This is a genomic window from Gemmobacter nanjingensis (assembly GCF_014652195.1).
GTDB lineage: Bacteria > Pseudomonadota > Alphaproteobacteria > Rhodobacterales > Rhodobacteraceae > Gemmobacter > Gemmobacter caeni.
Genome location: NZ_BMYI01000010.1, coordinates 40,063 through 63,601, shown reverse-complemented (window position 1 = coordinate 63,601; position 23,539 = coordinate 40,063). Strand labels below are relative to the sequence as shown.

Sequence of the window (23,539 nt, the reverse complement as noted above, 5' to 3'; positions counted from 1 at the left end):
ATGCGCCGCGTTGCCCTGGTTGCCCTTGCGATTTTCTTGATTGATCAGATCACCAAACTGGTGGTGGTCTTTGGCCTTGACCTGCGGGCGCGGGGCGAGATCGACATCCTGCCACCCCTGCTGAATTTCCGCATGGCCTGGAACCGGGGCGTCAACTTTGGCCTGATGTCCAGCGAAGGCGAGTTGATGCGCTGGGGCCTGATCATCCTGTCGATCCTGATTGTCGGCTGGGTCTGGCACTGGTCGGCAAAATCGGCGCACGGGCCGCTGGCGCGGATTTCGGCGGGCGTGCTGATCGGGGGGGCCCTGGGCAATGTGGTGGACCGCGTGGCCTATGGGGCGGTGGCCGATTTCCTCAACATGTCCTGTTGCGGTTTCGACAACCCCTACGCCTTCAACGTGGCCGACATCGCCATTTTCGCGGGCGCGGCGGGATTGGTCCTGTTCACCGGGGATCGTGGCGCGACCAGCGGTGGCAAGCCGCGGCCAAAGCGCCGAAAGACCCCGTGACGTGCCAGCGCCTTTGCGCTAAAGACAACGGGACGGGTTTTCTGGAGAGAACGATGCAGGCAGCACGGCGGGTAGCGCGGGGGGCCATCCTTGCAGGAGCGGCGGCGCTTTCGATGACGCTGGCAGGCTGCGGTTCCGACCGGGAGCCGAAGCTGATGAACCTGCGGTCTACGACCAATGGACCCGATGAATTCGGCATCCTGCCGCCCAAGGCGCTGCAAATGCCGGACAACCTGAAAGCGCTTCCGGCGCCGACGCCCGGCGGCAGCAATATCACCGACCCGACGCCCGAAGCCGACGCCATCACCGCGCTGGGCGGACGTCCGGGCGCGGGCAGCGACGATGCGGCGCTGGTGGGTTATGCCGCCCGGAACGGCGTGGCGCAGAATATCCGCGGCCAGCTTGCGGTCGAGGATCTGGATCACCGCCGCCGCAACGATGCCCGGCTGCTGGAACGGGTGTTCGGCGTGAACGCCTATTACCGCGCTTACAAGGACATGTCGCTGGATCAGCATTCCGAGCTGGATTACTGGCGCCGCCGCGGTGTCGGCAATCCGTCCGCCCCGCCGCGTCAGGACGGGGAACGCTGACGCACGTCCGGTAAACTCGCCGTCAGGGCGGCTTGACCCCGGCCCTCCACCGCGTAGGTGTGGTGGGCGTCCGAGGGAGGCTTCCATGCGCAATACTGTCACCGCCGCACTGCTTTGGTCGGCTTCCGCCACTTTCGCCCTGGCCGAAGGGCCGGTGACGGATTTCACACTGGATAACGGTCTGCAGGTCGTGGTGATCGAGGATCACCGCGCGCCGGTCGCCGTCCAGATGATGTGGTACAAGATCGGCGCGGCGGACGAGCCGCAGGGCCATTCCGGCATTGCGCATTTCTTTGAACATCTGATGTTCAAGGCCACCGATGATCTGAAACCGGGCGAGTTTTCTGACATCGTCGAGGCGCAGGGTGGCAATGACAATGCCTTCACCTCGTGGGACCAGACCGCCTATTTCCAGCGCGTCGCGGCTGACCGGCTGGACCTGATGATGACGATCGAAGCCGACCGGATGCGCGACCTGCAACTGACCGACGATGTGGTCGCTACCGAACGCAACGTGATTCTGGAGGAACGCAACCAGCGTACCGACAGCGATCCCAGCAGCCTGTTCATGGAACAGCTTCGGGCGGCGCAGTTTCTCAACCACCCCTATGGCGTGCCGATCATCGGCTGGCGCCAGGAGATCGAGGGGCTGGGCCGGGCCGAGGCGGAAGATTTCTACCGCACCTATTATGCGCCCAACAATGCCATCCTGATCGTCGCGGGCGATGTGACGCCGGATGCGGTGCGCGCCATGGCCGAAAAGCACTATGGCCCGCTGACGCCCACCGCCAACCTGCCGGTACGCAAACGCCCGCAGGAGCCGCCGCAACTGGCCGAGCGCCGTCTGACCATGCATGACAAGCGTGTCTCCGAACCTTTCATGATGCGCACCTATCTGGCGCCGAACCGTCGGACGGGCGATCAGAAGACCGCCGCCGCGCTGGTTTATCTGGGGGAATTGCTGGGCGGGTCCGGCACGACCAGCCTTCTGGCCCGCAAGCTTCAGTTCGAAGATCCGAAGGCGGTTTACAGCTATGCCTATTATGATGGCACGGCGCTGGATTACGGCCAGTTCACCATCGGCATGGTTCCCTTGCCCGGTGTGAAGCCCGAGGAAGCGGAGGCGGAACTGGATGGCGTGCTGAAGGATTTCCTGGCCACCGGCCCAGATCCGGCCGCCTTCGCGCGGATCAGGACGCAGCTTCATGCCTCGGAAATCTATGCCGCCGATGATGTGGACGGACTTGCCCGCCGCTATGGCGATGCGCTGACCACCGGCCTGACCGTGGCTGATGTGCAGGCCTGGCCCGAGGTGCTGCAATCCGTGACGCCCGAGGATGTGATGGAGGCCGCGCGGCAGGTGCTGGATCGCCGCCATTCCGTGACCGGCTGGCTGCTGACCGAGGAGGATGCCCAATGATCGGCCGTTTTCTGGCGCTGTTCCTGCTGCTGGCCACACCGCTGCGGGCCGAGATTGCTATTCAGGACGTAACCTCACCCGGCGGCTTGAAGGCCTGGCTGGTCGAGGATCACTCGATCCCCTTTACCGCGCTGGAAATCCGCTTCCGGGGGGGCACCTCGCTGGATGCGCCGGGCAAGCGCGGCGCGGTCAATCTGATGACCGGATTGCTGGAGGAAGGCGCGGCAGAGATGAATGCCCAGAAATTCGCGGAAACCCGCGATGGTCTGGCGGCGGAGTTCCGGTTCGACAGTTCGAAGGACGATGTGGCGGTTTCGGCCCGGATGCTGACCGAGAACCGTACGCAGGCGGCGGAACTGCTGCGCCTTGCCCTGACGCGGCCACGCTTCGATGCCGATGCGGTGGAACGGGTGCGGGGGCAGGTGCTGTCGATCATCCGCAGCAATGCCAAAGACCCGTCGGCCATCGCAGGCCGTACGCTGGACGGGATCGCCTTTGGTGACCACCCTTATGCCAGTTCGGGTGACGGAACCGAGGACAGCGTGCAGGCGCTGACCCGCGATGACATCCTTACCGCCCACACGGCCGCGCTGGCCCGCGACCGGGTCTATGTGGCGGCCGTGGGCGACATCACGCCTGAACAACTTGGTGCGCTGCTGGATCATCTGCTGGGGGGCCTGCCCGAGACCGGGGCACCACTTCCCGGCGCAGCCCGGCTCGATCTGACCGGCGGGGTCACGGTGGTCGATTTTCCGACGCCGCAGGCAGTGGTCAGCTTCGCACAGCCGGGGCTGGAGCGGGATGACCCGGATTATTTCGCGGCCTTCGTGCTGAACGAGATTGTGGGCGGTGAACGCTTCGGCTCGCGTCTCATGCGGGAATTGCGCGAAAAACGCGGGCTGACCTACGGCGCCCGCAGCTATCTGATCGACTATGATCATGCCGATCTGCTGGCCGGGCAATTCGCCACCGACAACAAGACGGCCGGGCAAGCCGTCGATGTATTGCGCGCTGAATGGGCCAGAGCCTCCGAAGGTGTGACGGCCGACGAGCTCGCCGCTGCCAAGACCTATCTGACCGGCGCCTATCCGCTGCGCTTTGATGGCAACGGGCCGATTGCCCGCATCCTTGTGGGTATGCAGATGACCGGCCTGCCGATCGACTATTCCGCGACGCGGAACCAGAAGATCGAGGCGGTGACGCTGGACGATATCCGCCGTGTGGCGCAGCGGCTGATCCGGCCCGATCAGCTGCGGATCGTCGTGGTGGGTCAGCCCGAGCGACTGAGCACGGCGCCCTGACGCGCCGCTATTCCTGTGGCCGAATCTGCGCCCCTGTGCTAGGTCTTGCGGCATGAAGCTGGAAACCCCCAACATGGCGCGGCCGGTCATCCGGCAACTGGATGAAGCGGCGATCAACCGCATCGCGGCGGGCGAGGTGGTGGAACGCCCCGCCTCTGCCGTGAAAGAGCTGGTGGAAAACGCGCTCGACGCCGGCGCGCGGCGCATCGCGGTGGATTATGCGGATGGCGGCAAGACGCTGATCCGCGTTACCGACGATGGCTGCGGCATGACCGGCGATGACCTGCCGCTGGCCCTGTCGCGGCACGCCACCTCGAAGATTGACGGCTCGGACCTGCTGAACATCCAGAGCTTCGGTTTCCGTGGCGAGGCGCTGCCCAGCCTCGGCGCGGTGGGGCGGCTGACCATCACCTCGCGCGCGCAGGGGTTTGAAGGCGTCAGCCTGACCGTCGAGGGCGGGCGCCTGGGCGACCTGCGTCCCGCCGCGCTGAATCGTGGCACGGTGGTCGAACTGCGCGACCTGTTCTATGCCACCCCGGCGCGGCTGAAATTCCTGCGCTCCGACCGGGCCGAAATGGGCGCGATTTCCGATGTGATGAAGCGCCTCGCGCTGGCGGAACCGCATGTCGGCTTCACGCTGCGCGATGTCAGCGGCGGCGGTGACGGGCGGCTGGTCTTCCGTGCTGATGCGGAAAACGGTGATTTCTTCGATGCGCTGCATCGGCGTGTTTCGCGCGTGCTGGGCAGCGATTTCGGTGAAAATGCGCTGCGCATTGATCTTGAACGGGAAGGTGTGCGGCTGGTTGGTTATGCAGCGCTGCCGACCTATTCGCGTGGTTCGTCTGTGGCGCAGTTCCTGTTCGTCAATGGCCGTCCGGTGCTGGACAAGATGCTGCTGGGGGCGCTGAGGGCGGCCTATATGGATGTGCTCAGCCGCGACCGGCATCCGGCGGCGGTGCTGAACGTGGTCTGCGACCCCGAACGGGTGGACGTGAACGTCCATCCCGCCAAGGCCGAGGTGCGCTTTCGCGAACCGGCGCTGGTGCGGGGGCTGATCGTCTCGGGGCTGCGGCTGGCGCTGACAGGGGCGGGGCATCGCGCCTCCAACACCGTGGCGACCGAAACGCTGGAGGCGTTCCGCCCGGAGCCTGCGATGGTTGCGCCTGTTGCCGTGCCGCCGCGCGTCTATCAGATGGATCGCCCCTCGCAGGCGACCTTTGCCCGCGCTTTCGCCGCTCAGGCCCCTGCGCCGCAGCCGGGCTTTGCCGAGGCGCCTTCGGCTCGCGTCGAGTCGGCTGCCGCGCCGGAACCCGATCTGACCGAACGTCCGCTGGGTGCCGCCCGCGCGCAGGTGCATGAAAATTACATCATCGCGCAGACGGCCAGTGGCATGGTCATCGTCGATCAGCATGCCGCGCATGAGCGGCTGGTCTATGAGAGGCTGAAGGCACAGGCATCCGACAAGGGCATCGCCGCGCAGGCGCTGCTGATCCCCGAAATCGTCGATCTGTCAGAGGCGGACGCCGCGCGCCTGCTGGAGATTGCGGAGGATCTGGCGGCGCTGGGTCTGGGGATCGAACCCTTCGGCGGTGGTGCCATTGCCGTGCGCGAGGTGCCCGCGATCCTTGGCCGCGTCGATGCTGCCGCGCTGATCCGCGATATCGTGGACGATCTGGCCGATCTGGGATCGTCAGAGCGCCTGAAGGGCCGCATCGACGCGGTGCTGAGCCGGATGGCCTGCCATGGCTCGGTCCGCTCCGGGCGGCAGATGCGGGCCGACGAGATGAACGCGCTGCTGCGCGAGATGGAGGCGACGCCGATGTCCGGCCAGTGCAACCATGGGCGGCCGACCTATGTCGAACTCAAGCTGGCCGATATCGAACGGCTGTTCGGGCGCAGATGATCCGGCTGGGAACCATGGAACTGGCGTGGAATGACCCGGCCGTGCTCATTGCGGGCAGCCTCATCGGGCTGATCGTCCTGCTGCTGCTGCTTGTGCTGCGCGCCTCCGGTCGGGCGGCGCAACCGCTGGTGCAGGAACTTGGGTGGCTGGGGCAGCGGGTGCAAAGCCTTGCCGACGGGCAGGAACGGCTGGCAGGCGGGCTGCATCATGTGTCTGAGGCGCAGGCGGTCAGCCAGACCGCCATGTTGCAGGTGATGGAACAGCGTCTGGCTGAAGTGCAGCGCCAGATGGGCGAAAGCCTGCACGGCACAGCCACTCGCACGGCGCGTTCCCTGGGCGAATTGCAGCAACGGCTGGAAACTATCGACAAAGCGCAGGCCAATATCGAGAAACTGTCGGGCAATGTGCTGGGTTTGCAGGATATTCTGTCCAATAAGCAGACGCGCGGCGCTTTTGGCGAGATCCAGTTGCATGACATCGTGCTGAAGGCGCTGCCGTCGGACAGCTACACGATGCAGGCCACGCTTTCCAACGGGCGGCGGGCGGATTGCCTGATCCACCTGCCCAACCCGCCCGGCCCCATCGTGATCGACAGCAAATTCCCGCTGGAGGCGTATGAAGCCCTGCGCCGCGCGCAAGGGCAGGCTGATCTGGACCTTGCGGCGCGTCAGCTACGACAGGCTGTGCGCACGCATATCAAAGCGATTTCAGAGCGTTACATCCTTGAAGGCGAAACCGCCGATGGTGCGCTGATGTTCCTGCCCTCCGAGGCGGTCTATGCTGAGTTGCATGCCAATTTCCCTGAACTGATCCGTGACGGATTTGCCGCGCGGGTCTGGATCGTCTCACCCACCACCTGCATGGCGACGCTGAACACCATGCGCGCGGTGCTGAAGGATGCTCGGATGCGCGAACAGGCGGGGGCGATCCGCAAGGAACTGGCGCTGCTGTATCAGGACGTTTCGCGGCTGGGCGACCGGGTGGCGAACCTTGACCGGCATTTCGGGCAGGCCGCGAAGGATATCGAGGAAATTCGCATCAGCAGCGAAAAGGCGGGCCGTCGGGCGCGGCGCCTTGATAACTTCGATTTCGAGGAACTGGCGCCGGAAAGCCCGGCCATGATTGGAGGCGCCGAATGAGGCTGAGCCGTGCGGATTACACCGAAATGCCCTGGGCCAATGGCAAGGGCCGCACGGTGGAACTGTGGCGCGAGGACGGGCCGCAGGGGCTGCGCTTCCGGTTGTCGATGGCTTCAGTGGTGGAGAACGGTGATTTCTCGCTGTTTCCGGGCATTGACCGGGTGCTGACCGTGCTGTCCGGTCCCGGTTTCGGGCTGGTAGGTGACGGGATCGACCTGCGCTGTGACCTGTTGGTCCCGGCGGCCTTTCCGGGGGATGTGGCGCTGCGGGCGGTGGGTGTCACCGCGCCGGTCGAGGATTTCAATGTGATGACTGCCCGTGACCTGCCCGCGCCCGAGGTGCGGGTGGTGCAGACGGGGCAGCACGCCCCGCCACAGGCTGGGCGGTTGTTTGTCTTTGATCTGGCCTCGCAGGGGCTTGAGATCAGCGAGGCGCCGGTGACGGTTTCGGGGCCGTCCCTTCTGGTGCTGACCCGGTTCTAGGCGGCAATTCGCAGAACAAACCTTGCAATCCCGCCATTGGCTGCCGATCTGGCGGGGATGAAACGACGATTGATGCTGATAGCAGGGGCTGCCGTGGCGATGGTGGCGGCGGGGGGCTGGCGTTGGCGCGCGCGCCACGACAGCGCGGCATTCGCGGCGCAATATGCCGCCCTGCCGCCTCGTCCCCCGGGATCGGTCTATCACCTTGGCCACAGCCTCGTGGGCCGGGACATGCCCGCCATGCTGGCGCAGATGATGGGGTCGGGCTACCGCTACAACAGCCAGCTGGGCTGGGGGGCCTCGCTGAACCAGCACCGTGCGGGCGACGTTCCGGGCCATGCCGAGGAAAATGCCACCCCCGCCTATCGTGCGGCCGAAGCGGCGATCGGATCCGGCGATTATGACGCAGTTGTTCTGACGGAAATGGTGGAGCTGCGCGACGCTCTGCGCTGGCATGACAGCGCGGTGGCGCTGGCCCACTGGGCGGCACTGGCGCGTGCAGCGCGGCCGGATGTGCGGGTGTATCTCTATGAAACCTGGCATCGGCTGGACGATCCGCAGGGCTGGCTCTCCCGGCTGGACGCTGACTTGCCGGAGTTGTGGGAGCCGCTGGTGGCCGAGGCCATGGCCGATCCGGCGACCGGCTCGATTCACATCATTCCTGCGGGCCAGGCGATGGCTGCGCTGGTGCGGCGGATCGAGGCGGGCGAAGTGCCGGGGCTGAGCAACCGGCAGGATCTGTTCGCCCGCGATGCGGCGGGCGAGGTGGACCCCATCCATCTGAACGATCTGGGGGCCTATGTGGTGGCGCTTGTGCATTACGCGGTACTGAGCGGTGCCAGCCCGCTGGGCCTTCCGCACCGGCTGAACCTTGCCGATGGCACCCCCGCCACGGCGCCGCCCGATGCCGCCGCGCCGATCATTCAGGCGGTGGTCTGGGACGCGGTGCGCGGTTATGCTCCGTCCGGTGTATCCGGTTGATAAGGCTTAAGCATGTCCCTTCTCGCATTCCTGGCTGATATCCTGTTCGTGGGCCACAGCCTCGTCGGCCCCAATCTTCCGCCGCTGGTGGAGGATGGCCTGCGTGCGACCGGGGTCGAGGAGGTGCGGGTCGAGGCGCAGATCATCAATGGCGCACCGCTGAAATATCAGTGGGATCACGCGGCCGAGGCCGAGGGCGCAAATGGCCGGGCCCGGCTGGAAACGGGCCAGATCGGCACGCTCATCCTGACCGAGGCGATTCCACTGGCGGGGCAGGCGGAGTGGAACGACAGCGCCGGGCAGGTCAAGAACTGGGCCGGGCTTGCCTGGGCACAAAATCCGGAGACGGCGGTCTATGTCTATGAGACATGGCACAGCCTTGCCTCCGGTTCCGGTGCGGTGATCGCGGATGATCCGGGGGCGGGCGTGCCATGGCTGGACCGGATCGCGGCAGATCGCGCGGCGTGGCTGGATCTGGCCGCAGCGGCCGAGGCGATCCGGCCCGACACTGCGCCGCCGGTGCGGCTGATCCCCGCCGGGCAGGCGATGGCGCTGGCGGCAGGGGCCGCGCAGGCGGGCGCCTTGCCGGGCGTTGCCGACATCCGTGACCTGTTCGCCGATGACATCCACCCCAATGGCAAGGGGCAGTATCTGGTTGCCATGGTGCATCTGGCCATGCTGACCGGAGAATCTCCCGAGGGACTGCCGGCCAAGCTGGGCCGTCGCTGGCAAAGCCGCGATGCGGTAATTTCCCCCGAACTTGCCGTCGCGATGCAGCGCATCGCCTGGGCGGCGGCGCAGCCGGAGCTCGCCCGCGAGCCTGCCCCCCGCGCTGTTGCTGTGCCGGAACCGGCGGTCGATGCACCTGCCGGGGCCGATGCGAAACCCGTCGCCACGGACGTTGCGGCAGCCGACCCGATGCCTGCCGCTGACGCAGCTTCCTTTACACCCGTCACCAACCCGGCGCTGGCGCTGGGGCTTGCGGGGGTGAACGACTGGTCGGTGCAGCAGCCGTTTCTGGATGTGATGAAAACAGCGCGGCCATGGACCGGCCATCTGGCGGGCCAATGGGGCGGGATGGACCATAATGCACTGGCGGCGGGCGGCTGGCTCAACGCGAATGGCTGGCCGGTTGCGCTGCCGCCCGGCATCACCGGGATTTCCACGCTGGTGCTGACCGATCTGCCCGAGGATGCGGGCGGGGTTGCCGGGCGCTATCTGGTGCACTGGCAGGGGCAGGGCGACCTGACGGTGGAGGGCCGGGCGCAAAACCTGACGCCTCTGCCGGGTGGCGGACTGGCCTTCGACTATACGCCCGGCGAAGGAGCGGTGCTGCTGACCCTGACCCGCACCGAAAGGGATGACCCGCTGCGCCGCATCACCATCGTGCGCGAGGACCGGGTGGCAGCTTTCGCCTCGGGGCAGATCTTCAACCCCGACTGGCTGGACCGTATTCGCGGTGTGCGGGCGATCCGCTTCATGGATTGGATGGCGACCAACGATTCCACGCTCTCCACTGTCGAGGCCAGCCCCAAGCCTGATGATTACACCTGGGCGCGCAATGGCGTGCCGGTGGAGGTGATGGTGGCGCTGGCCAATGAGCTGGACGCCGATCCGTGGTTCACCCTGCCGCATCTGGCGGGCGATCCGCTGGTGCGGTTCTACGCCGAAAGCGTGGCGGATCTGCTGGAACCCGGACGCGTTGCCTGGGTCGAATATTCCAACGAGGTCTGGAACCCGCAATTCGCCCAAGGCCAATGGGCGCGCGAACAGGCGAAGGCGCGCTGGAGGGACGAAGGCGCGGGGCTGCAATTCTATGGCCTGCGCGCGGCCGAGGTCATGGGGATCTGGTCGGCGGTCTTTGGTGATACGGCGGCGGAGCGGCTGGTCCGCGTGGTGGCCACCCAGACCGGCGTGCCGGGGGCGGAACGCGCGATCCTTGACGCGCCGCTGGCGGTGGCCGAGGGCAAGCCCGCGCCGAAGGGCAGCTTTGACGCCTATGCCGTCACGGGCTATTTCGCGGCGCTGCTGGGCAGCGAGGCCAAGCAGGCCATGGTCAAGGGCTGGCTGGCCGAAAGCGCCAAGGCTGATCCGCAGCACCCTTATGCGCAGGCCATCGCCCGTGCGGCTGAGGAATTGCGCGACGGTCGGCATTCGGGCGTGACCGAGGATACGCTGGACGACTTATTGACTCGCGTTCTGCCGCATCATGCCGAAGTCGCAAAGGCCGAGGGTCTGCGTCTGGCGATGTATGAGGGCGGCAGTCACGTCGTCGGCTATGGCCCGGTGACCGAAGATAGCGAACTCACGGCCTTCTTTCAGGCGCTGAATTACGCCCCGGAAATGGGCGCGCTTTACGCCGTCCTGCTGAAAGGCTGGGCCGGGCTGACCGATACACCTTTCAACGCTTTCGTCGATGTCTATCGTCCGACGAAATGGGGAAGCTGGGGCGCGCTGCGGCATCTGGGCGATGAAAACCCGCGCTGGCGGGTGCTGGCGAAGGGCTGCGACGGGTGCTGAGCGTCATCCTCCCCGCGTCGAACGAGGAAGCCTATATCGGCGCCTGTCTGGATGCATTGCTGGCCTCCGACCCGGTGCCGGGCGGGGCCGAGGTGATCGTGGTCTCCAACGGCTCGCGCGATGCGACGGCGGCGGTGGCCCGGCAACGACAGGCGGCTGCGGCTGCGGCGGGCTGGCGGCTGGAGGTGCTCGATCTGGCTGAGGGCGGCAAGCCCAGCGCGCTGAATGCAGGCGATGCGGCGGCGCGGGGGGCACTGCGGGCCTATCTGGATGCCGATGTCATCGTCTCGCCCCCGCTGATGAAGGCGCTGGTTGCGGCGCTTGGGGGGGATCAGCCGCTTTATGCCGGGGGCACGCCGGTCATTCCTAAACCGCGCAGCGAGGTGACCCGCGCCTATGCGCGGTTCTGGCAGCGCCTGCCCTTCAACCGCAGTGCCGCGCCCGGTTACGGCCTGTTTGCGGTGAATGGTGCGGGGCGGGCGCGATGGGCAGAGTTTCCGGCCATCATCTCGGACGACACTTTCGTGCGGCTGCAATTCGCGCCGGGCGAAAGGGTGCAGGTGGCGCCCACATACCTCTGGCCGATGGTCGAAGGCTTTGCCGCGCTGACCCGCGTGCGGCGCCGGCAGGATGCAGGCGTGCGCGAGATTGCGACGCTCTGGCCCGACCTGCCTGCGCGCGAGGGCAAGGCGCGCCTTGGCAAGGCGGCACTGGCGCGGCTGGCCCTGGCCGATCCCGTCGGTTTCGCGGTCTATGCTGCCGTGACGCTCGCGGTGCGGCTGCGCCGTCAATCCGGTGGCTGGACGCGCGGGCGTTAGCCCGTCGCCAGTTGCCAGATCAGCCGCAGCGCCAGCGCGGTGGAGCTGATCACCAGCAGCGGCTTGATGATCCGCGCGCCGATCCGCATGGCGAGCCGCGACCCGAGCCGCGCGCCGGCGATCTGCGCCGCGCCCATCGCCAGCCCCATCGCCCACCAAGGGGCGCCCTGGGCCGCAAAGATCAGCAGCCCGCCGATGTTGGAGGCGAAGTTCAGAAGCTTGGTATGCGCCGTGGCCTTCAGCACGCCATAGCCCGCCAGCAGGACGAAGCCGATCATGTAGAAGGCCCCGGCGCCCGGCCCGATCAGCCCGTCATAAAAGCCGATCAGCGGCACGATGGTGGCCGAGAAGGCCACTGCGGGCATCCGGGCGGTGCGGTCGGCATCGGTCAGCCCCGGTTTCAGCGCGAAGAACAGCGCGATGCCGATCAGGATGACGGGCAGCGCATAGCGCAGCCCCTCGGTCGGCAGGATGCTGACGGCCAGTGCGCCAAGGGCGCCTGCGGCAAAGGCCCCGATCGCGGGGCGGATCTGGTGGCGCGGGTTCACATGGCCCGCGCGGGCGTAGGAAATCGCCGCCGTCGCCGCGCCGAAGGTGCCCTGCACCTTGTTGGTGGACAGCGCCTGCACCGGGCTTGCCCCGGCCAGCAGCAGGGCAGGCAGGGTAATCAGCCCGCCACCCCCTGCAATGCTGTCGACGAAGCCCGCCGCAAAGGCCGCCACGATCAGCATGGCGGCAAGATCATAAGTGACTTCGAACATCACAGGTCGAACCGGCGCGAGACGCGGCCGACGACCTGCCCGCTTTTCAGCGCGTAATCGGGGTCAGTCGCATAATCAACAAAGCCGCGTCGGGCGTAATAGCCAAGCCCCGGCGCATTGTCGGCCCGGATCGTGGCGTTCAGCACCGTTAGTCCCGCCGCGCGGGCGGCGGGCACGGTGGCGGCGAAGAGCGCGACGCCTGCGCCGCAGCGCTGGCGGTCGGGGCTGACGAAGCTGCCGATGTCGCCCCAGCCTTCGGGTAGCGCCGGGTTGTGGCCAACGCATTGAAACCCGATCAGCCCGGCCTCGTCCTCGGCCAGATGGCAGCAGATCGGCTCATCGCCAGCGATGTAGTGGCTTGCCACGGCCTCGGGCGTAAACGGGGTCTCATGCGCCGTGGTGCCGCCGATGGCGATGATCCGGTTCAGCAGATCGGTCATTGCGGGCGCATCGGCGAGGGTGGCAGGACGCACGATCATGCCGCGAAATCCTCGCGCCGGTATCCCTGGATATACAGCAGCGCCGTCAGATCACCGTGGTTGATGCGGATGTCGCATTGTGCCGCGACCGAAGGTTTGGCGTGCAGCGCGACCCCGGCACCTGCCCGGTTCAGCATCGCCAGATCATTGGCGCCATCGCCCACCGCCATCGCCTGTTCCGGCGTGATCCCCATGCGGGCCGAGATCTGTTCCAGCGCCTCAAGCTTCGCGGCCTTACCAAGGATGGGCATGCCCACCTCGCCGGTCAGCGCGCCATCCGTGGCAAGCAGCGTATTGGCGCGGTTTTCGTGGAACCCCAGCGCCTCGGCCACGCGGGTGGTAAAGGCGGTGAAGCCGCCAGAGACGAGCGCCGCATAGGCACCATTGGCGCGCATGGTGGCCAGCAATTCGCGCCCGCCGGGCATGAAGGTGATGCGGTCCGTCCAGACCCGTTCGATCACGTCTTCGGGCAAGCCCTTAAGCAGCCCCACGCGTTCACGCAGCGCAGCCTCGAAATCCAGCTCTCCATTCATCGCGCGGCGGGTGATGTCGGCAACATAAGCGCCCACCCCGGCCTCATCGGCCAGTTCGTCGATGCATTCCTGCTGGATCATGGTCGAATCCATATCCGCCAGCAGCAGGGCCTTGCGCCGCCCTTCGGCCGGTTGCACCACAAGGTCGATGCCTTGTTCCTGCAACTGCTCCCACACCTGCCAGCGGTCAGCGGGCATCGCCTCCAGCGCGAATTCCGCCGCTGCGCCGGGATCGAGCCAGAGCGTTTCCCCGCCATTCCAGGCGGCGCGCAGGGTTTCGACGGTGGCGCGCTCCAGCGTCGGACGGTCAGGGCAGGTCAGCAGCGTGGCGATGAACATGGGGTCTCCGGTCGGTCGCAATCGCGGGTTGCCTTGCCGCATATGCCAAATCCGCCGTCCATGCCAGCCCGTCAGCGCTGCGACAGGTAACGTTCGAAGGCTCGCAGGGTGCTGTCCGAGACGTGATGTTCGATCCCTTCGGCATCGAGTTCGGCGGTTTCCTCGGGCACGCCGACGGCCACCAGCAGGGCCACCACGGTGCGATGCCGTGCGCGCACCTTTTCGGCCAGCGTGCCGCCCGCTTCGGTCAGGAACACGCCGCGATAGGGGCGGGAGATCGCCAGCCCCTCGCGTTTCAGCCGCGCTACCGCCTTGGTTGCGGTGGGCTGGGCCACGCCCATCCGTTCGGCGATATCGGCCACGCGGGCCTCGCCCATTTCGGCCATCAGATCGCCGATCATCTCGACGTAATCCTCCAGCAGCGCGACCGACTGCACCTCGCGCGCCCGCAGAAAACGGTCTGCCTGTTCGCGGGCCGGGCTGGGTGCTTGGGGGATATCCTCGGTCAACAGGGGGCTCCGGCGGCAATCTTCGGGGAAAACCTTATAGCCAAGGCTGTGCTTTCGGGCCAGCCTTTTCAGGGCGGAAAGCCACTTGCACGAATTATAGCCTAAGCTATATCTTGACCCGCAGGCTAATTCGGGGCGCGCGGCAATGACTTCTTATTCGGATCGGACGCGGCACGGCATGTCGGCGGTTCTGGCTGGCGAACGGCGGGGGATTCGCGGCAAACTGCTTTTCGCAGGGCCCGCCATTATTGCCTCTGTTGCCTACATGGACCCGGGCAATTACGCGACGAACATTCAGGCAGGCGCGGGCTATGGCTATACCCTGCTGTGGGTGGTGCTGCTGGCCAACCTGATTGCCATGCTGTTTCAGGCGCTGTCCGCGCGCCTCGGCATCGTGACCGGCAAGAATCTGGCCGAGCTGTCACGGGACAATTTCCCGAAACCTGTGGTCTGGATCATGTGGGCGATCAGCGAGATCGCCGCCATGGCCACCGACCTTGCCGAGTTTCTGGGCGGCGCAATTGGCCTTGCACTGCTGTTCAACCTGCCGCTGATCGTGGGCATGGCGATCACGGCGGTCATCACCTACGGCATTCTGCTGTTTGAGCGGCAGGGCTTCCGCCCGATGGAGCTGATCATCGGGGCGATGGTCGGCATGATCGGCCTTTGCTATCTGGCCGAAATGCTGATCGCCCCGGTCGACTGGGGCGCGGCGGCGGGTGGCATGTTCAGCCCGGCACTGCCCGACCAGACCGCGCTGATGATTGCAGTTGGGATCATCGGTGCCACGGTCATGCCGCATGCGATCTATCTGCATTCAGGGCTGACGCAGGGCCGCGCCGCCGTGCGCAGCGAGGCGGAGCGCCGCAAGGTCTTGCGCTTTTCCAATGTCGAGGTTGTGCTGGCGCTGGCCGTGGCCGGGATGGTCAACATGGCCATGGTGATGATGGCGGCCAGTGCCTTCCATCAGGGCTATGCCGAGGTGGCCGAGATCGAGACTGCCTATCACACGCTCACGCCGCTGCTGGGCGCGGCGGCGGCAGGGATCTTTCTTGCCTCGCTGATCGCCTCGGGGATTTCCAGCTCGGTTGTGGGCACGATGGCGGGTCAGCTTATCATGCAGGGCTTCCTGCACATCCGGGTGCCAATCTGGCTGCGGCGGCTGGTGACCATGGTTCCGGCCTTTGCCGTGGTGGCCGCCGGGGTGAATGCGACGCAGGCACTGGTGATGAGCCAGGTGATCCTCAGCATCGCGCTGCCGGTGCCGATGATCGCGCTGATCATCTTCACCTCGCGCCGCGATATCATGGGCGATTTTGCCACCGGCCTTCTGGTGCGGCTGCTGGCGATCATCGGTGCGGTGGTGGTGCTGGGGCTGAACTTCGTTCTGCTCGCCGGGGCGGCGGGGATGGACCTGCCGATCTGACCCTTTCGGAGCTGCGAGGGGGCGGGCAGAGGCATTTGCCCCGCCCGCCACTTCCGTTACCGCGCGTCGTCGGTGTCGCCGCTGCGGATGACCTGTTCATCCTCTTTCAACTCCAGCCACATCGCGTTCATCACCGCGAAGATGGCCGCCAGCGGCAGGCCGAGCATCCAGGCGAAATACCACATGGTCGCTTCCTTTCAGTAAACGGAATGGCTGTTTTCGGTCACGTCCTTCGCCGTCACCTTGCCCCAGAGCACCCGGTAAACCCAGGCGGTATAGGCAAGGATCAGCGGCATGAAGATCACCGTGACCACCAGCATGATGAACAGCGTGAGATGCGAGGACGAGCTGTTCCAGACGGTCAGCGATGAACGCGGGTCGCTGGAGGAGGGCATGATGAAGGGAAACATCGTCAGCCCGACCGAAGAGATCACGCCGAGGATTGCCAGCTTGGAAAACAGCAGCGTCGTGATTTCACGTCCCGCCCGCAGCCCCGCGAAGGTCAGCAAGCCCCCGAGGATGCCCAGCACGGGCGCTATGGCGATCCACGGTCGGTCGGCATAGGCGGAAAGCCAGCTTGCCGTGCGCTCCACCTGAAAATACAGCGGGTTGGAAGGGCCATCGGCCACCACCTCGCCGACGATCCGGTAACCGCTGATACCATAGGCCAGCCAGATGCCTGCCAGCGCATAGGTTGCCACCGCCACGAGCGCGGCGATGGACCCATAGGCGCGGGCGCGTTTCTGCACCTCGCCCGTCGTCTTCACCGTCAGCCAGGCGCCGCCATGCATCACCAGCATCGACAGCGACACCACCCCCGCCAGCAAGGAGAACGGGTCCAGCAGGCCGATGAACTTGGCATACCACGCGCCTTCGTAGATCGTGTGCAGGTCATCGGTGAAATGGAACGGTACGCCCTGGATCACATTGCCAACCGCCACACCGAACAGCAGCGCCGGGGCCGCGCCCGAGACGAACAAGGCCCAGTCCCAGCGGTTGCGCCAGCTGTAGCCATCGCGTTTGGAGCGGTATTTGAACGCGACAGGCCGCACGATGAAACAGGCCAGCACCGCGAACATGGCAAGGTAGAAGCCAGAGAAGCTGACCGCGTAAAGCGGTGGCCAGGCGGCGAAGATTGCGCCACCGCCAAGGATGAACCAGACCTGATTGCCCTCCCACACCGGGCCGACGGTGTTGATGACGATGCGGCGCTCGACATCGGTCTGGGCGGTGAAGGGCAAAAGCGCCCCCACCCCCATGTCGAAGCCATCAGTCAGCGCGAAGCCGATCAGCAGGACGCCCAGCAGGCCCCACCAGATCACACGCAGCAGATCATAGCTGATAAGTTCATGCAGAATCATGGCTTTCACTCCGCAGGTTGGGCGATGGCATCGGCATTGCGGCGCCCGGCCAGCCGGTTATAGTGGCGCGCCACCCAGGCCTCGGTTTCCGCGACATCCTGAAACGGACCCTTGCGGATGTATTTCAGCATCAGGCCCATCTCGATGATGAACAGCACGGTGTAGAACAGCACGAACCCGGCCAGCGTCAGCGCGACTTCGGTCATCGACAGCGCGCTGACCGACATGGCGGTGGGCAGCACCCCGTCCACCGTCCAGGGCTGCCGGCCAAACTCGGCGACGAACCAGCCCATTTCGGCGGCAATCCAAGGTGCCGGGATCATCCAGACCGCAACATGCAGCGCCCAGCGCGGATACTGCATCTGCCGGAACGAAGCGCGCCAGAAGAAATAGGCCATGGTCCCGATGAAGCCGAAGCCCAGAACCACCATGATGCGGAAGGCCCAGAACAGCGGCCAGACCGTCGGCACGGTGTCGCCTGCGGCGGCCTGGATCTGCGCGTCGCTCGCCTGACGCGGGTCGTCGATGTATTTCTTCAGCAGGAAGGCAAAGCCCAGATCGGCGGAATGATCTTCGAAGGTCTGCATCACCTCGGGCGGCGTGGCATCGCGTTCGGCGCGCACGGTCATCAGCGCGTCATAGGCGATCAGGCCCGACCGGATACGCGTTTCCGCCTGCGCGACCAGATCGCTGATCCCCGGAATCTGCATGGTCAGCGACCGGGTGCCGATCAGCCCCATCACATAGGGCACATGGATGGCATAATGCGTCTCTCGTGCTGCCTGATCGGGGAAACCGAAGGCAGTGAAAGGTGCGGGCGCGGGCTCGGTCTCCCACATCGCCTCGATGGCGGCCATCTTCATCTTCTGGTTCAGCGAGGTGTCATAGCCCGACTCGTCCCCCAGCAGCACCACCGAGAAGGCCGAGGCCAGCCCGAAGGCCGAAGCCACGGTGATCGAGCGGCGTGCCAGTTCCGCATGACGCCCACGCAGCAGATACCAGGCCGAAACACCGATCACGAAGACCGAGGCCGTCACATAGCCGGCGCTGACAGTGTGGACGAATTTCGCCTGCGCCACCTCGTTGAACAGCACTGCGAAGAAATCCGTCATCTCCATCCGCATGGTCATCGGGTTGAACTCAGCCCCGACCGGATTCTGCATCCAGCCATTCGCGATCAGGATCCAAAGTGCGGAAAAGTTGGAGCCGATGGCGACCAGCCAGGCGACGACCAGATGCTGCACCTTGCTCAGCTTGTCCCAGCCGAAGAAGAACAACCCGACGAAGGTGGCCTCGAGGAAGAAGGCCATCAGCCCTTCAATGGCCAAGGGGGCGCCGAAAATGTCGCCGACGTAATGCGAGTAATAGCTCCAGTTCATGCCGAACTGGAATTCCATGGTGATGCCGGTGGCGACGCCAAGGGCAAAATTGATGCCGAACAGCATGCCCCAGAACTTCGTCATCTGTCGCCAGATGGGGCGGTTGGTCATCACATAGACGGTTTCCATGATGGCGACGAGGATCGACAGGCCCAGCGTCAATGGCACGAAAAGAAAGTGATACATGGCCGTCATAGCAAATTGCAGGCGTGACAGCTCGACGATGCCGAATTCCATGTCCAGCACTCCGGTTCAGGGATGGGAAGGCGCGGGGATACGCATTCCTGATATTGAATGTATTTAACCGCTCAGATCGGGGCGGCCTTGATCTGTATCAATAACTCGTATCACTGCCTCCAGTTAATGAACTGTGACGTTTCGTAGCGTTTGTGCAGTTTCGGTCTCGCGATGCGATGCCAGCAGGATTGCGGCCTGCGGCAGATGCGCGCGGAGGCCGCTCAGGACGCGGTTTGCGGTATCAGGGTCCAGCCCTTCGGTCGGTTCGTCCAGCAAAAGGATGGCCGGGCGGCGCAGCAGGGCACGGGCCAGTACCAGCCGCCGCGCCTCGCCCCCTGACAGACCACTGCCGCCGCTGCCCAGACGCAGATCCAGCCCGCCGCGCGCCCGGATCGTTTCCGTCAGCGCGGTTGCCTCCAGAGCCTGCCACAACTCGGCCTCGGCCGCGTCAGGGGCAGCGAGGCGCAGCGCCTCGGCCACGGTCCCGCCCATCAGGCCCGCGCGTTGTGGCACCAGTGTCAACAGATCGCGCAATGCGGGTTCATCCCAATCCGCCAGCGCGCGACCGGCGAGGGTGATCTGGCCGGACAGTGGCGGGTGCAGGCCCGCCAGCGCCAGCAGGACGGTGGATTTGCCCGCGCCGCTGGGGCCGGTCAGCGCCACGGTCTCGCCTGGCGCGACGGAAAAGCTCAGCGGCGGGGTCAGCGGCTGGTTGTCGCCGGGGCGGGCGAGGCAAAGGTCATGCACCCGAATACCGCCCGATCCTGTGTAGGTGCCCATGCTGGCGACGGGCAGTGCAACACTCAGCCCGCCCCGGACGCGCCGCGCTGCATCTGCCATCCGGCCAAGATCGGCGACTGCCCGCCGCAGGGGTATCAGCGTCTCGGCCAGCGCCAGCGCGGCAAAGACCCCCAGCGCCGCCAGCGCTGGGCTGAGCCGTCCCTGCTGGGTCAGGGTCAGGCCCAGCCAGAGCGCACCACCGGCCGACAGGCTGGTCAGTGCAACAAGGGCTGCCCCCGCCCGCCGGTCCAGTCGGTCGAGCTGGTTTTGCATATTACGGCGGCGGATCTCGGCCTTGCGGGTTGCGGCAAGCTGATGTTCCAGATGGCCATAGACCGCCAGATCATCGCGGCTGCGGATCAGGTCAATCAGCCGCGTACGAAAAGCCTGCGCCGCAGCCTCGGCGCGGCGCGAGGGGCGCAGCGTTCGCCGCCCCGTTCGCCACAGCACCAGCGCCGCGCCGGTGATTGAAACGGCGGCCAGCCAGAGTGCGACCTGCCAACCGGCCAGAAACCACAGAACCCCGAAGGCCAGAATCTGCGTCAGCCCCCCGGCCAGAACCGGCAGCGCCAGCCGCAGGGGCAGCCCGTCCAGCGTGTCGATATCGGCGGTCAGCCGGTTCAGCACCTCGGCGCCGCGCAGCCGGATCAGCCTTTGCCAGGGTGCGGCCAGGTGGCCAGCCATCAGGCGCAGCCGCAGGCTTTCCAGCGCACGCAGTGTGGCGTCATGGGTGGCCAGCCGCTCGCCATATCGCGCAGCGGCACGGCCCAGCGCCAGAAAGCGCACCATGGCCGAGGGGCGGAAGACGTCAAACGTGGCCCCCACCCCGGCCAGACCGGCTGCGGCAGCGGCGGTGATGAACCAGCCCGAAAGACCCAGCAGCGCCACGCCCATCGCCAGCACCAGCACTGACAATGCCGCGCCGCGCAGCAGGGCGGTGCGCTGGTCCCGCAGCATCAGGCGCAGGATCTGCCAAAGCGCGCTCATGTGGCGCCTCCGATATGGATGATGCGGTCCATGCGTGCAGCAAGTGCAGGGTCATGGGTGGCGATGACCAGTGTCGCACCTCTTGCACGCTGGGACAGCAGGCCCTCGGTGACAGCACGCGCGGTTTCCGCATCCAGATCTGCAGTCGGCTCGTCAGCGAGGATCACATCAGGCGTGGTCAGCAGGGCGCGGGCCAGCGACAGGCGCCGCGCCTCGCCGCCCGACAGGCCGCTCCCGGTTTCGCCCGGCCGCGTGCGCAGGCGCGGGGTGAGATGGCCAGCCGCTGCGGCTTCCATGGCCGCCCCAAGATCGCCCTCGCGGCCCAGCCGCAGGCTGGCGTCAAGGGTGGCGCCCGGGAAATGCACGCGCTGCGGCATCCAGCCGATGCGCGCGCGCCAGCCATCGGCGGTCGCGGCGTCGAGCTTCTGCCCGCCCGCCACGCGCACCTCGCCCGGTGCTGCGGTGGCCAGCCCGGCCATCAGCCGCAGGGCACTGGTTTTCCCGGCCCCGGAAGGGCCGACCAGCGCCACCGCCTCGCCCGCCGCGATCCTGATATCGGGCAGGCAGGCGCCGGAAGGCAGGTGGCAGCCAGTCAGGCTCAGATCGGCCGGGCCGGGCAGTGGCTCGGCACGCCCCCCTGCGCCGGGACGATCCGGGCCGGGGGCGGCCTGCCACTGGTCCAATTCGTCCCGCAGGGCATCTGCGGCGGCCCGGTCGTGCCAGGCGGCGGCCAGATCGCGGAGCGGCTGATAGAACTCGGGTGCCAGGAGCAGCAGGAACATGCCCTGCGCCGGGGTCAGCGGCGTGCCCCATGTGCCGAAATCCAGCAGGCCAAGCAGCGAAAACCCGACATAGACCGCCATCATCGCCACGCCGATGGCAGCGAACAGTTCCAGCACGGTCGAAGACAGGAAGGCGAGCCGCAGCACCGCCATGCTGCGCTGGCGCAGGGTAGCGGCCTCGCTGGCGAAGCCCTCTGCCACCTGCGGCCCCGCCCCCAGCAACCGGATGTCGGCCAGCGCCGACAGGCGTTCCACCAACAGGTCGTTCAGAGTCCCGATCCCTGCAAGCTGGCGGGCGCTGGCCTCTTTCGCGGCCATGCCGACCAGCGCCATGAACAGCGGGATCAGCGGGCCGGTGATCAGCAGGATCAGTCCTGCCGCCCAGGACTGGCCGAAGCTCAGCACCAGCAGGATGGGCGGCACGATCGCGACACGGGCGCGGGCAGGGCCATACCGCATCAGCCAGGGCGCCAGCATCGCCAGCTTCTCGCCGGCCAGCGCGGCGACCGAGCCGGGCCCGCCAAAGGCCGTCTCGGTGGCGCGGGCCGCCTCGGCGCACAGAATGCGGTCGCGCAGGCCGCTGATGATGGTTTCGGCAGCCCCTTGCGCCAGCCGTTCTGCCCAGAGGCCCAGGGCCATGCGGAGCAGACCGAGGCAGACAAATCCCAGCGCCACGGGCAGCGGCGGCACCGGCAGATCTGCCACCAACCTGCCGATGGACCATGCCAGCAGAGCAGCCTGCACCGGCCAGACCAGCGCGGCCCCCGCCGATATGGCGGCAGCCAGTCGCAGGCGCCGCCGTTCTGGCGCCATCGCCTGTGCGAGCATCCCGCTTCGGCTGTCCGGCTGCATCCCTTCATCCTCAAGTCACAGGGCGGATACCAGTTATCTGCCCGCCGTCTGATCTGGATCAGATACAAGGACGGGCTTTCGTGGCACATGCGGTAAAGTCGCCCATGCAACAGGACTTTCATGCGTCTGACAACCCGAACCAACCTTGCTACCCGCGTGCTGATGTTCTGCGCCGTGAACGAGGGCCGCACCGTCCGTACCGCCGAAATCGCCGAACGCTGCAATGCCTCGGTCAATCATCTGTTGCAGGTGGTGAACCTGCTTCAGGCGGGCGGGTATGTCGAAACGCTGCGCGGGCGCGCGGGCGGCTTGCGGCTCGCACGGTCGATGGAGGCAATTTCGGTGGGCGAGGTGTTTCGCAGTTTTGAAAGTGGCGTGCCCTTCGCGGAATGCTTCGATCCGGACAGCAATACCTGCCCGCTGACCGCCACTTGCCGGTTGCGCAATTACCTGACCCGCGCGCTGGAGGCGTTCTTCCACGAACTGGACATGGTGACGCTGGCCGATCTGGTGAAGGGCAACTGCGGTTTGAACAGATTGCTGGAGATGAGCCCGGCGCGGGGTTTGACCTGTCCGCGCGACGATGCTCTGGCCTGACGCTCAGCTCGCCGTGTGCAGCAGGGCCAGACCCGCGAGGATGCAGGCTTCCTCGGGCAGGGTTTCGGCCTGAACGCCCTCGGCTGCCAGAGCCAGACGATAGGGCTCAGAGCGTTCCCCGGCCAGAACCACGCGTTGGCCCAGCCAATAGGGGCGTGCCGCGGTCAGTTCGGCGCCAATAAACAACCCTGTGGCCCGCGAGCGGAGTGTCGTTGCTGACAGACCCGAGAGGAGGCTTTCTGCCCTCAGGCTGGCAATCTGGGCGGCCAGCCGCTCGGGCCGCGCGCGCGTGGTGGCAAGGGCCTCCGTAAAAGCGGCGGTTTCCAGTGGCCCGCCGATATCCCCGGTCAGCGCAGCCAGCAGGCTGCCAGTCGCGAAGCTTTGAAAACTGACGACCTCGCCCGCGCTCAGATGCGCCCAGACTGTCGTGAGACCGGGCAGGCAGATCACCCCGTCGAAGTCGCCCAGCACCCGCAGCGCCCCTGCAATTCGCACCTCGGCACCCTGTGTCAGATCGGCGGGGCGATCCTGTCGCAGGCCGGGCACAAGCCGCAGGCTCAGGCGGGAATCGTCCGAGGGCACAGGTACAGCGGTCGCGACCGGGGTGCAGGGCACGATGCGCAGGGCAGTGACGGGGGCAAGGCCGCTGGCAATGACCTCGATCTGCCGTCCTTCGGTCAGCCAAGGTGCGGCCAGCGCGTGCAGGGTTGCCAGAGGGTCGGCCCCGACCGGGGCCTCTGCGCGGGCAAAAATCCCCTCTGACCCCATGGCCCAGAGGCGCAGGTGGTCTGCCGTACAGTCGGCGGCGATCCATTCGGGGGTCATGCCTTGGCCTTTCGCATTGCGGTTCCGG

At 66.4% G+C, this 23,539-nt stretch carries 22 protein-coding genes; 12 read left to right on the top strand and 10 right to left on the bottom strand.

Annotation, left to right across the window (positions count from 1 at the left end):
• From lspA to IE126_RS15780, 10 genes are all read left to right on the top strand, one after another.
• Entirely contained in the window at positions 1-510 is a 510-nt protein-coding gene (gene lspA / locus IE126_RS15825; RefSeq protein WP_054304274.1) for a signal peptidase II, read from the top strand.
• A 53-nt stretch (positions 511-563) separates the two neighbouring features.
• The gene (locus IE126_RS15820) at positions 564-1,100 is read left to right on the top strand and encodes a DUF3035 domain-containing protein (RefSeq protein WP_108129832.1); all 537 of its coding nucleotides are present in this window, start codon (positions 564-566) and stop codon (positions 1,098-1,100) included.
• An 85-nt stretch (positions 1,101-1,185) separates the two neighbouring features.
• Positions 1,186-2,520, top strand: a complete 1,335-nt coding sequence (locus tag IE126_RS15815; protein ID WP_189381567.1) for a M16 family metallopeptidase — start codon at positions 1,186-1,188, stop codon at positions 2,518-2,520.
• Positions 2,517-3,821, top strand: coding sequence for a M16 family metallopeptidase (locus tag IE126_RS15810; protein WP_189381566.1), 1,305 nt, complete (start codon positions 2,517-2,519; stop codon positions 3,819-3,821). The genes IE126_RS15815 and IE126_RS15810 overlap by 4 nt, the downstream gene beginning before the upstream one ends.
• A gap of 52 nt (positions 3,822-3,873) precedes the next feature.
• Complete coding sequence (gene mutL / locus IE126_RS15805; protein ID WP_108129835.1) at positions 3,874-5,724, top strand: DNA mismatch repair endonuclease MutL; 1,851 nt, start codon at positions 3,874-3,876, stop codon at positions 5,722-5,724.
• Complete coding sequence (locus IE126_RS15800) at positions 5,721-6,863, top strand: DNA recombination protein RmuC (protein WP_054304269.1); 1,143 nt, start codon at positions 5,721-5,723, stop codon at positions 6,861-6,863. Before mutL ends, IE126_RS15800 begins: the two co-directional genes overlap by 4 nt.
• Positions 6,860-7,345 carry a HutD/Ves family protein gene (locus IE126_RS15795; protein WP_108129836.1) on the top strand — a complete coding sequence of 162 codons (486 nt, stop codon included), beginning with the start codon at positions 6,860-6,862 and terminating at the stop codon, positions 7,343-7,345. The genes IE126_RS15800 and IE126_RS15795 overlap by 4 nt, the downstream gene beginning before the upstream one ends.
• Positions 7,346-7,417: 72 nt before the next feature.
• A complete protein-coding gene (locus tag IE126_RS15790) occupies positions 7,418-8,326 on the top strand; it encodes a hypothetical protein (protein WP_229825587.1) in 909 nt (302 codons plus the stop codon).
• A gap of 12 nt (positions 8,327-8,338) precedes the next feature.
• Positions 8,339-10,846: a hypothetical protein gene (locus IE126_RS15785; RefSeq protein ID WP_189381565.1), complete on the top strand. Its 2,508-nt coding sequence runs from the start codon at positions 8,339-8,341 to the stop codon at positions 10,844-10,846.
• Positions 10,831-11,664: a glycosyltransferase gene (locus IE126_RS15780; protein ID WP_189381614.1), complete on the top strand. Its 834-nt coding sequence runs from the start codon at positions 10,831-10,833 to the stop codon at positions 11,662-11,664. Before IE126_RS15785 ends, IE126_RS15780 begins: the two co-directional genes overlap by 16 nt.
• Here the strand turns inward: IE126_RS15780 and IE126_RS15775 are convergent.
• From IE126_RS15775 to mntR, 4 genes are all read right to left on the bottom strand, one after another.
• On the bottom strand, positions 11,661-12,425 hold the full coding sequence (locus tag IE126_RS15775) for a TSUP family transporter (protein ID WP_189381564.1): 765 nt from the start codon (positions 12,423-12,425) through the stop codon (positions 11,661-11,663). The genes IE126_RS15780 and IE126_RS15775 overlap by 4 nt on opposite strands.
• On the bottom strand, positions 12,425-12,904 hold the full coding sequence (locus IE126_RS15770; RefSeq protein ID WP_189381563.1) for a GNAT family N-acetyltransferase: 480 nt from the start codon (positions 12,902-12,904) through the stop codon (positions 12,425-12,427). The genes IE126_RS15775 and IE126_RS15770 overlap by 1 nt, the downstream gene beginning before the upstream one ends.
• Positions 12,901-13,776: a phosphoserine phosphatase SerB gene (serB, locus tag IE126_RS15765; RefSeq protein WP_054300909.1), complete on the bottom strand. Its 876-nt coding sequence runs from the start codon at positions 13,774-13,776 to the stop codon at positions 12,901-12,903. Before serB ends, IE126_RS15770 begins: the two co-directional genes overlap by 4 nt.
• 71 nt (positions 13,777-13,847) lie before the next feature.
• Entirely contained in the window at positions 13,848-14,285 is a 438-nt protein-coding gene (mntR, locus tag IE126_RS15760) for a manganese-binding transcriptional regulator MntR (protein ID WP_054300908.1), read from the bottom strand.
• A gap of 145 nt (positions 14,286-14,430) precedes the next feature.
• On the opposite strand from mntR, the gene IE126_RS15755 reads away from it, so the two are divergent.
• Positions 14,431-15,711 carry an Nramp family divalent metal transporter gene (locus tag IE126_RS15755; protein WP_189381562.1) on the top strand — a complete coding sequence of 427 codons (1,281 nt, stop codon included), beginning with the start codon at positions 14,431-14,433 and terminating at the stop codon, positions 15,709-15,711.
• Positions 15,712-15,767: 56 nt separating this feature from the next.
• On the opposite strand, the gene cydX is transcribed toward IE126_RS15755, so the two are convergent.
• The 5 genes from cydX to IE126_RS15730 form a co-directional block, all read right to left on the bottom strand.
• The gene (gene cydX / locus IE126_RS15750) at positions 15,768-15,896 is read right to left on the bottom strand and encodes a cytochrome bd-I oxidase subunit CydX (protein ID WP_082400627.1); all 129 of its coding nucleotides are present in this window, start codon (positions 15,894-15,896) and stop codon (positions 15,768-15,770) included.
• A 12-nt stretch (positions 15,897-15,908) separates the two neighbouring features.
• A complete protein-coding gene (gene cydB, locus IE126_RS15745; protein WP_108129840.1) occupies positions 15,909-17,072 on the bottom strand; it encodes a cytochrome d ubiquinol oxidase subunit II in 1,164 nt (387 codons plus the stop codon).
• Between the two features lie 5 nt (positions 17,073-17,077).
• Positions 17,078-18,688 carry a cytochrome ubiquinol oxidase subunit I gene (locus IE126_RS15740; RefSeq protein ID WP_189381561.1) on the bottom strand — a complete coding sequence of 537 codons (1,611 nt, stop codon included), beginning with the start codon at positions 18,686-18,688 and terminating at the stop codon, positions 17,078-17,080.
• Between the two features lie 123 nt (positions 18,689-18,811).
• Complete coding sequence (locus IE126_RS15735) at positions 18,812-20,455, bottom strand: amino acid ABC transporter ATP-binding/permease protein (protein WP_189381560.1); 1,644 nt, start codon at positions 20,453-20,455, stop codon at positions 18,812-18,814.
• Entirely contained in the window at positions 20,452-22,089 is a 1,638-nt protein-coding gene (locus IE126_RS15730) for an ABC transporter ATP-binding protein/permease (RefSeq protein ID WP_229825567.1), read from the bottom strand. Before IE126_RS15730 ends, IE126_RS15735 begins: the two co-directional genes overlap by 4 nt.
• Positions 22,090-22,209: 120 nt before the next feature.
• Here IE126_RS15730 and IE126_RS15725 point away from each other — a divergent pair, with 120 nt between their 5' ends.
• Positions 22,210-22,686 carry an RrF2 family transcriptional regulator gene (locus IE126_RS15725; RefSeq protein ID WP_054303152.1) on the top strand — a complete coding sequence of 159 codons (477 nt, stop codon included), beginning with the start codon at positions 22,210-22,212 and terminating at the stop codon, positions 22,684-22,686.
• A 3-nt stretch (positions 22,687-22,689) separates the two neighbouring features.
• On the opposite strand, the gene IE126_RS15720 is transcribed toward IE126_RS15725, so the two are convergent.
• The gene (locus IE126_RS15720; protein WP_189381559.1) at positions 22,690-23,511 is read right to left on the bottom strand and encodes a 2-dehydro-3-deoxygalactonokinase; all 822 of its coding nucleotides are present in this window, start codon (positions 23,509-23,511) and stop codon (positions 22,690-22,692) included.
• Between the last annotated feature and the right edge of the window lie 28 nt (positions 23,512-23,539).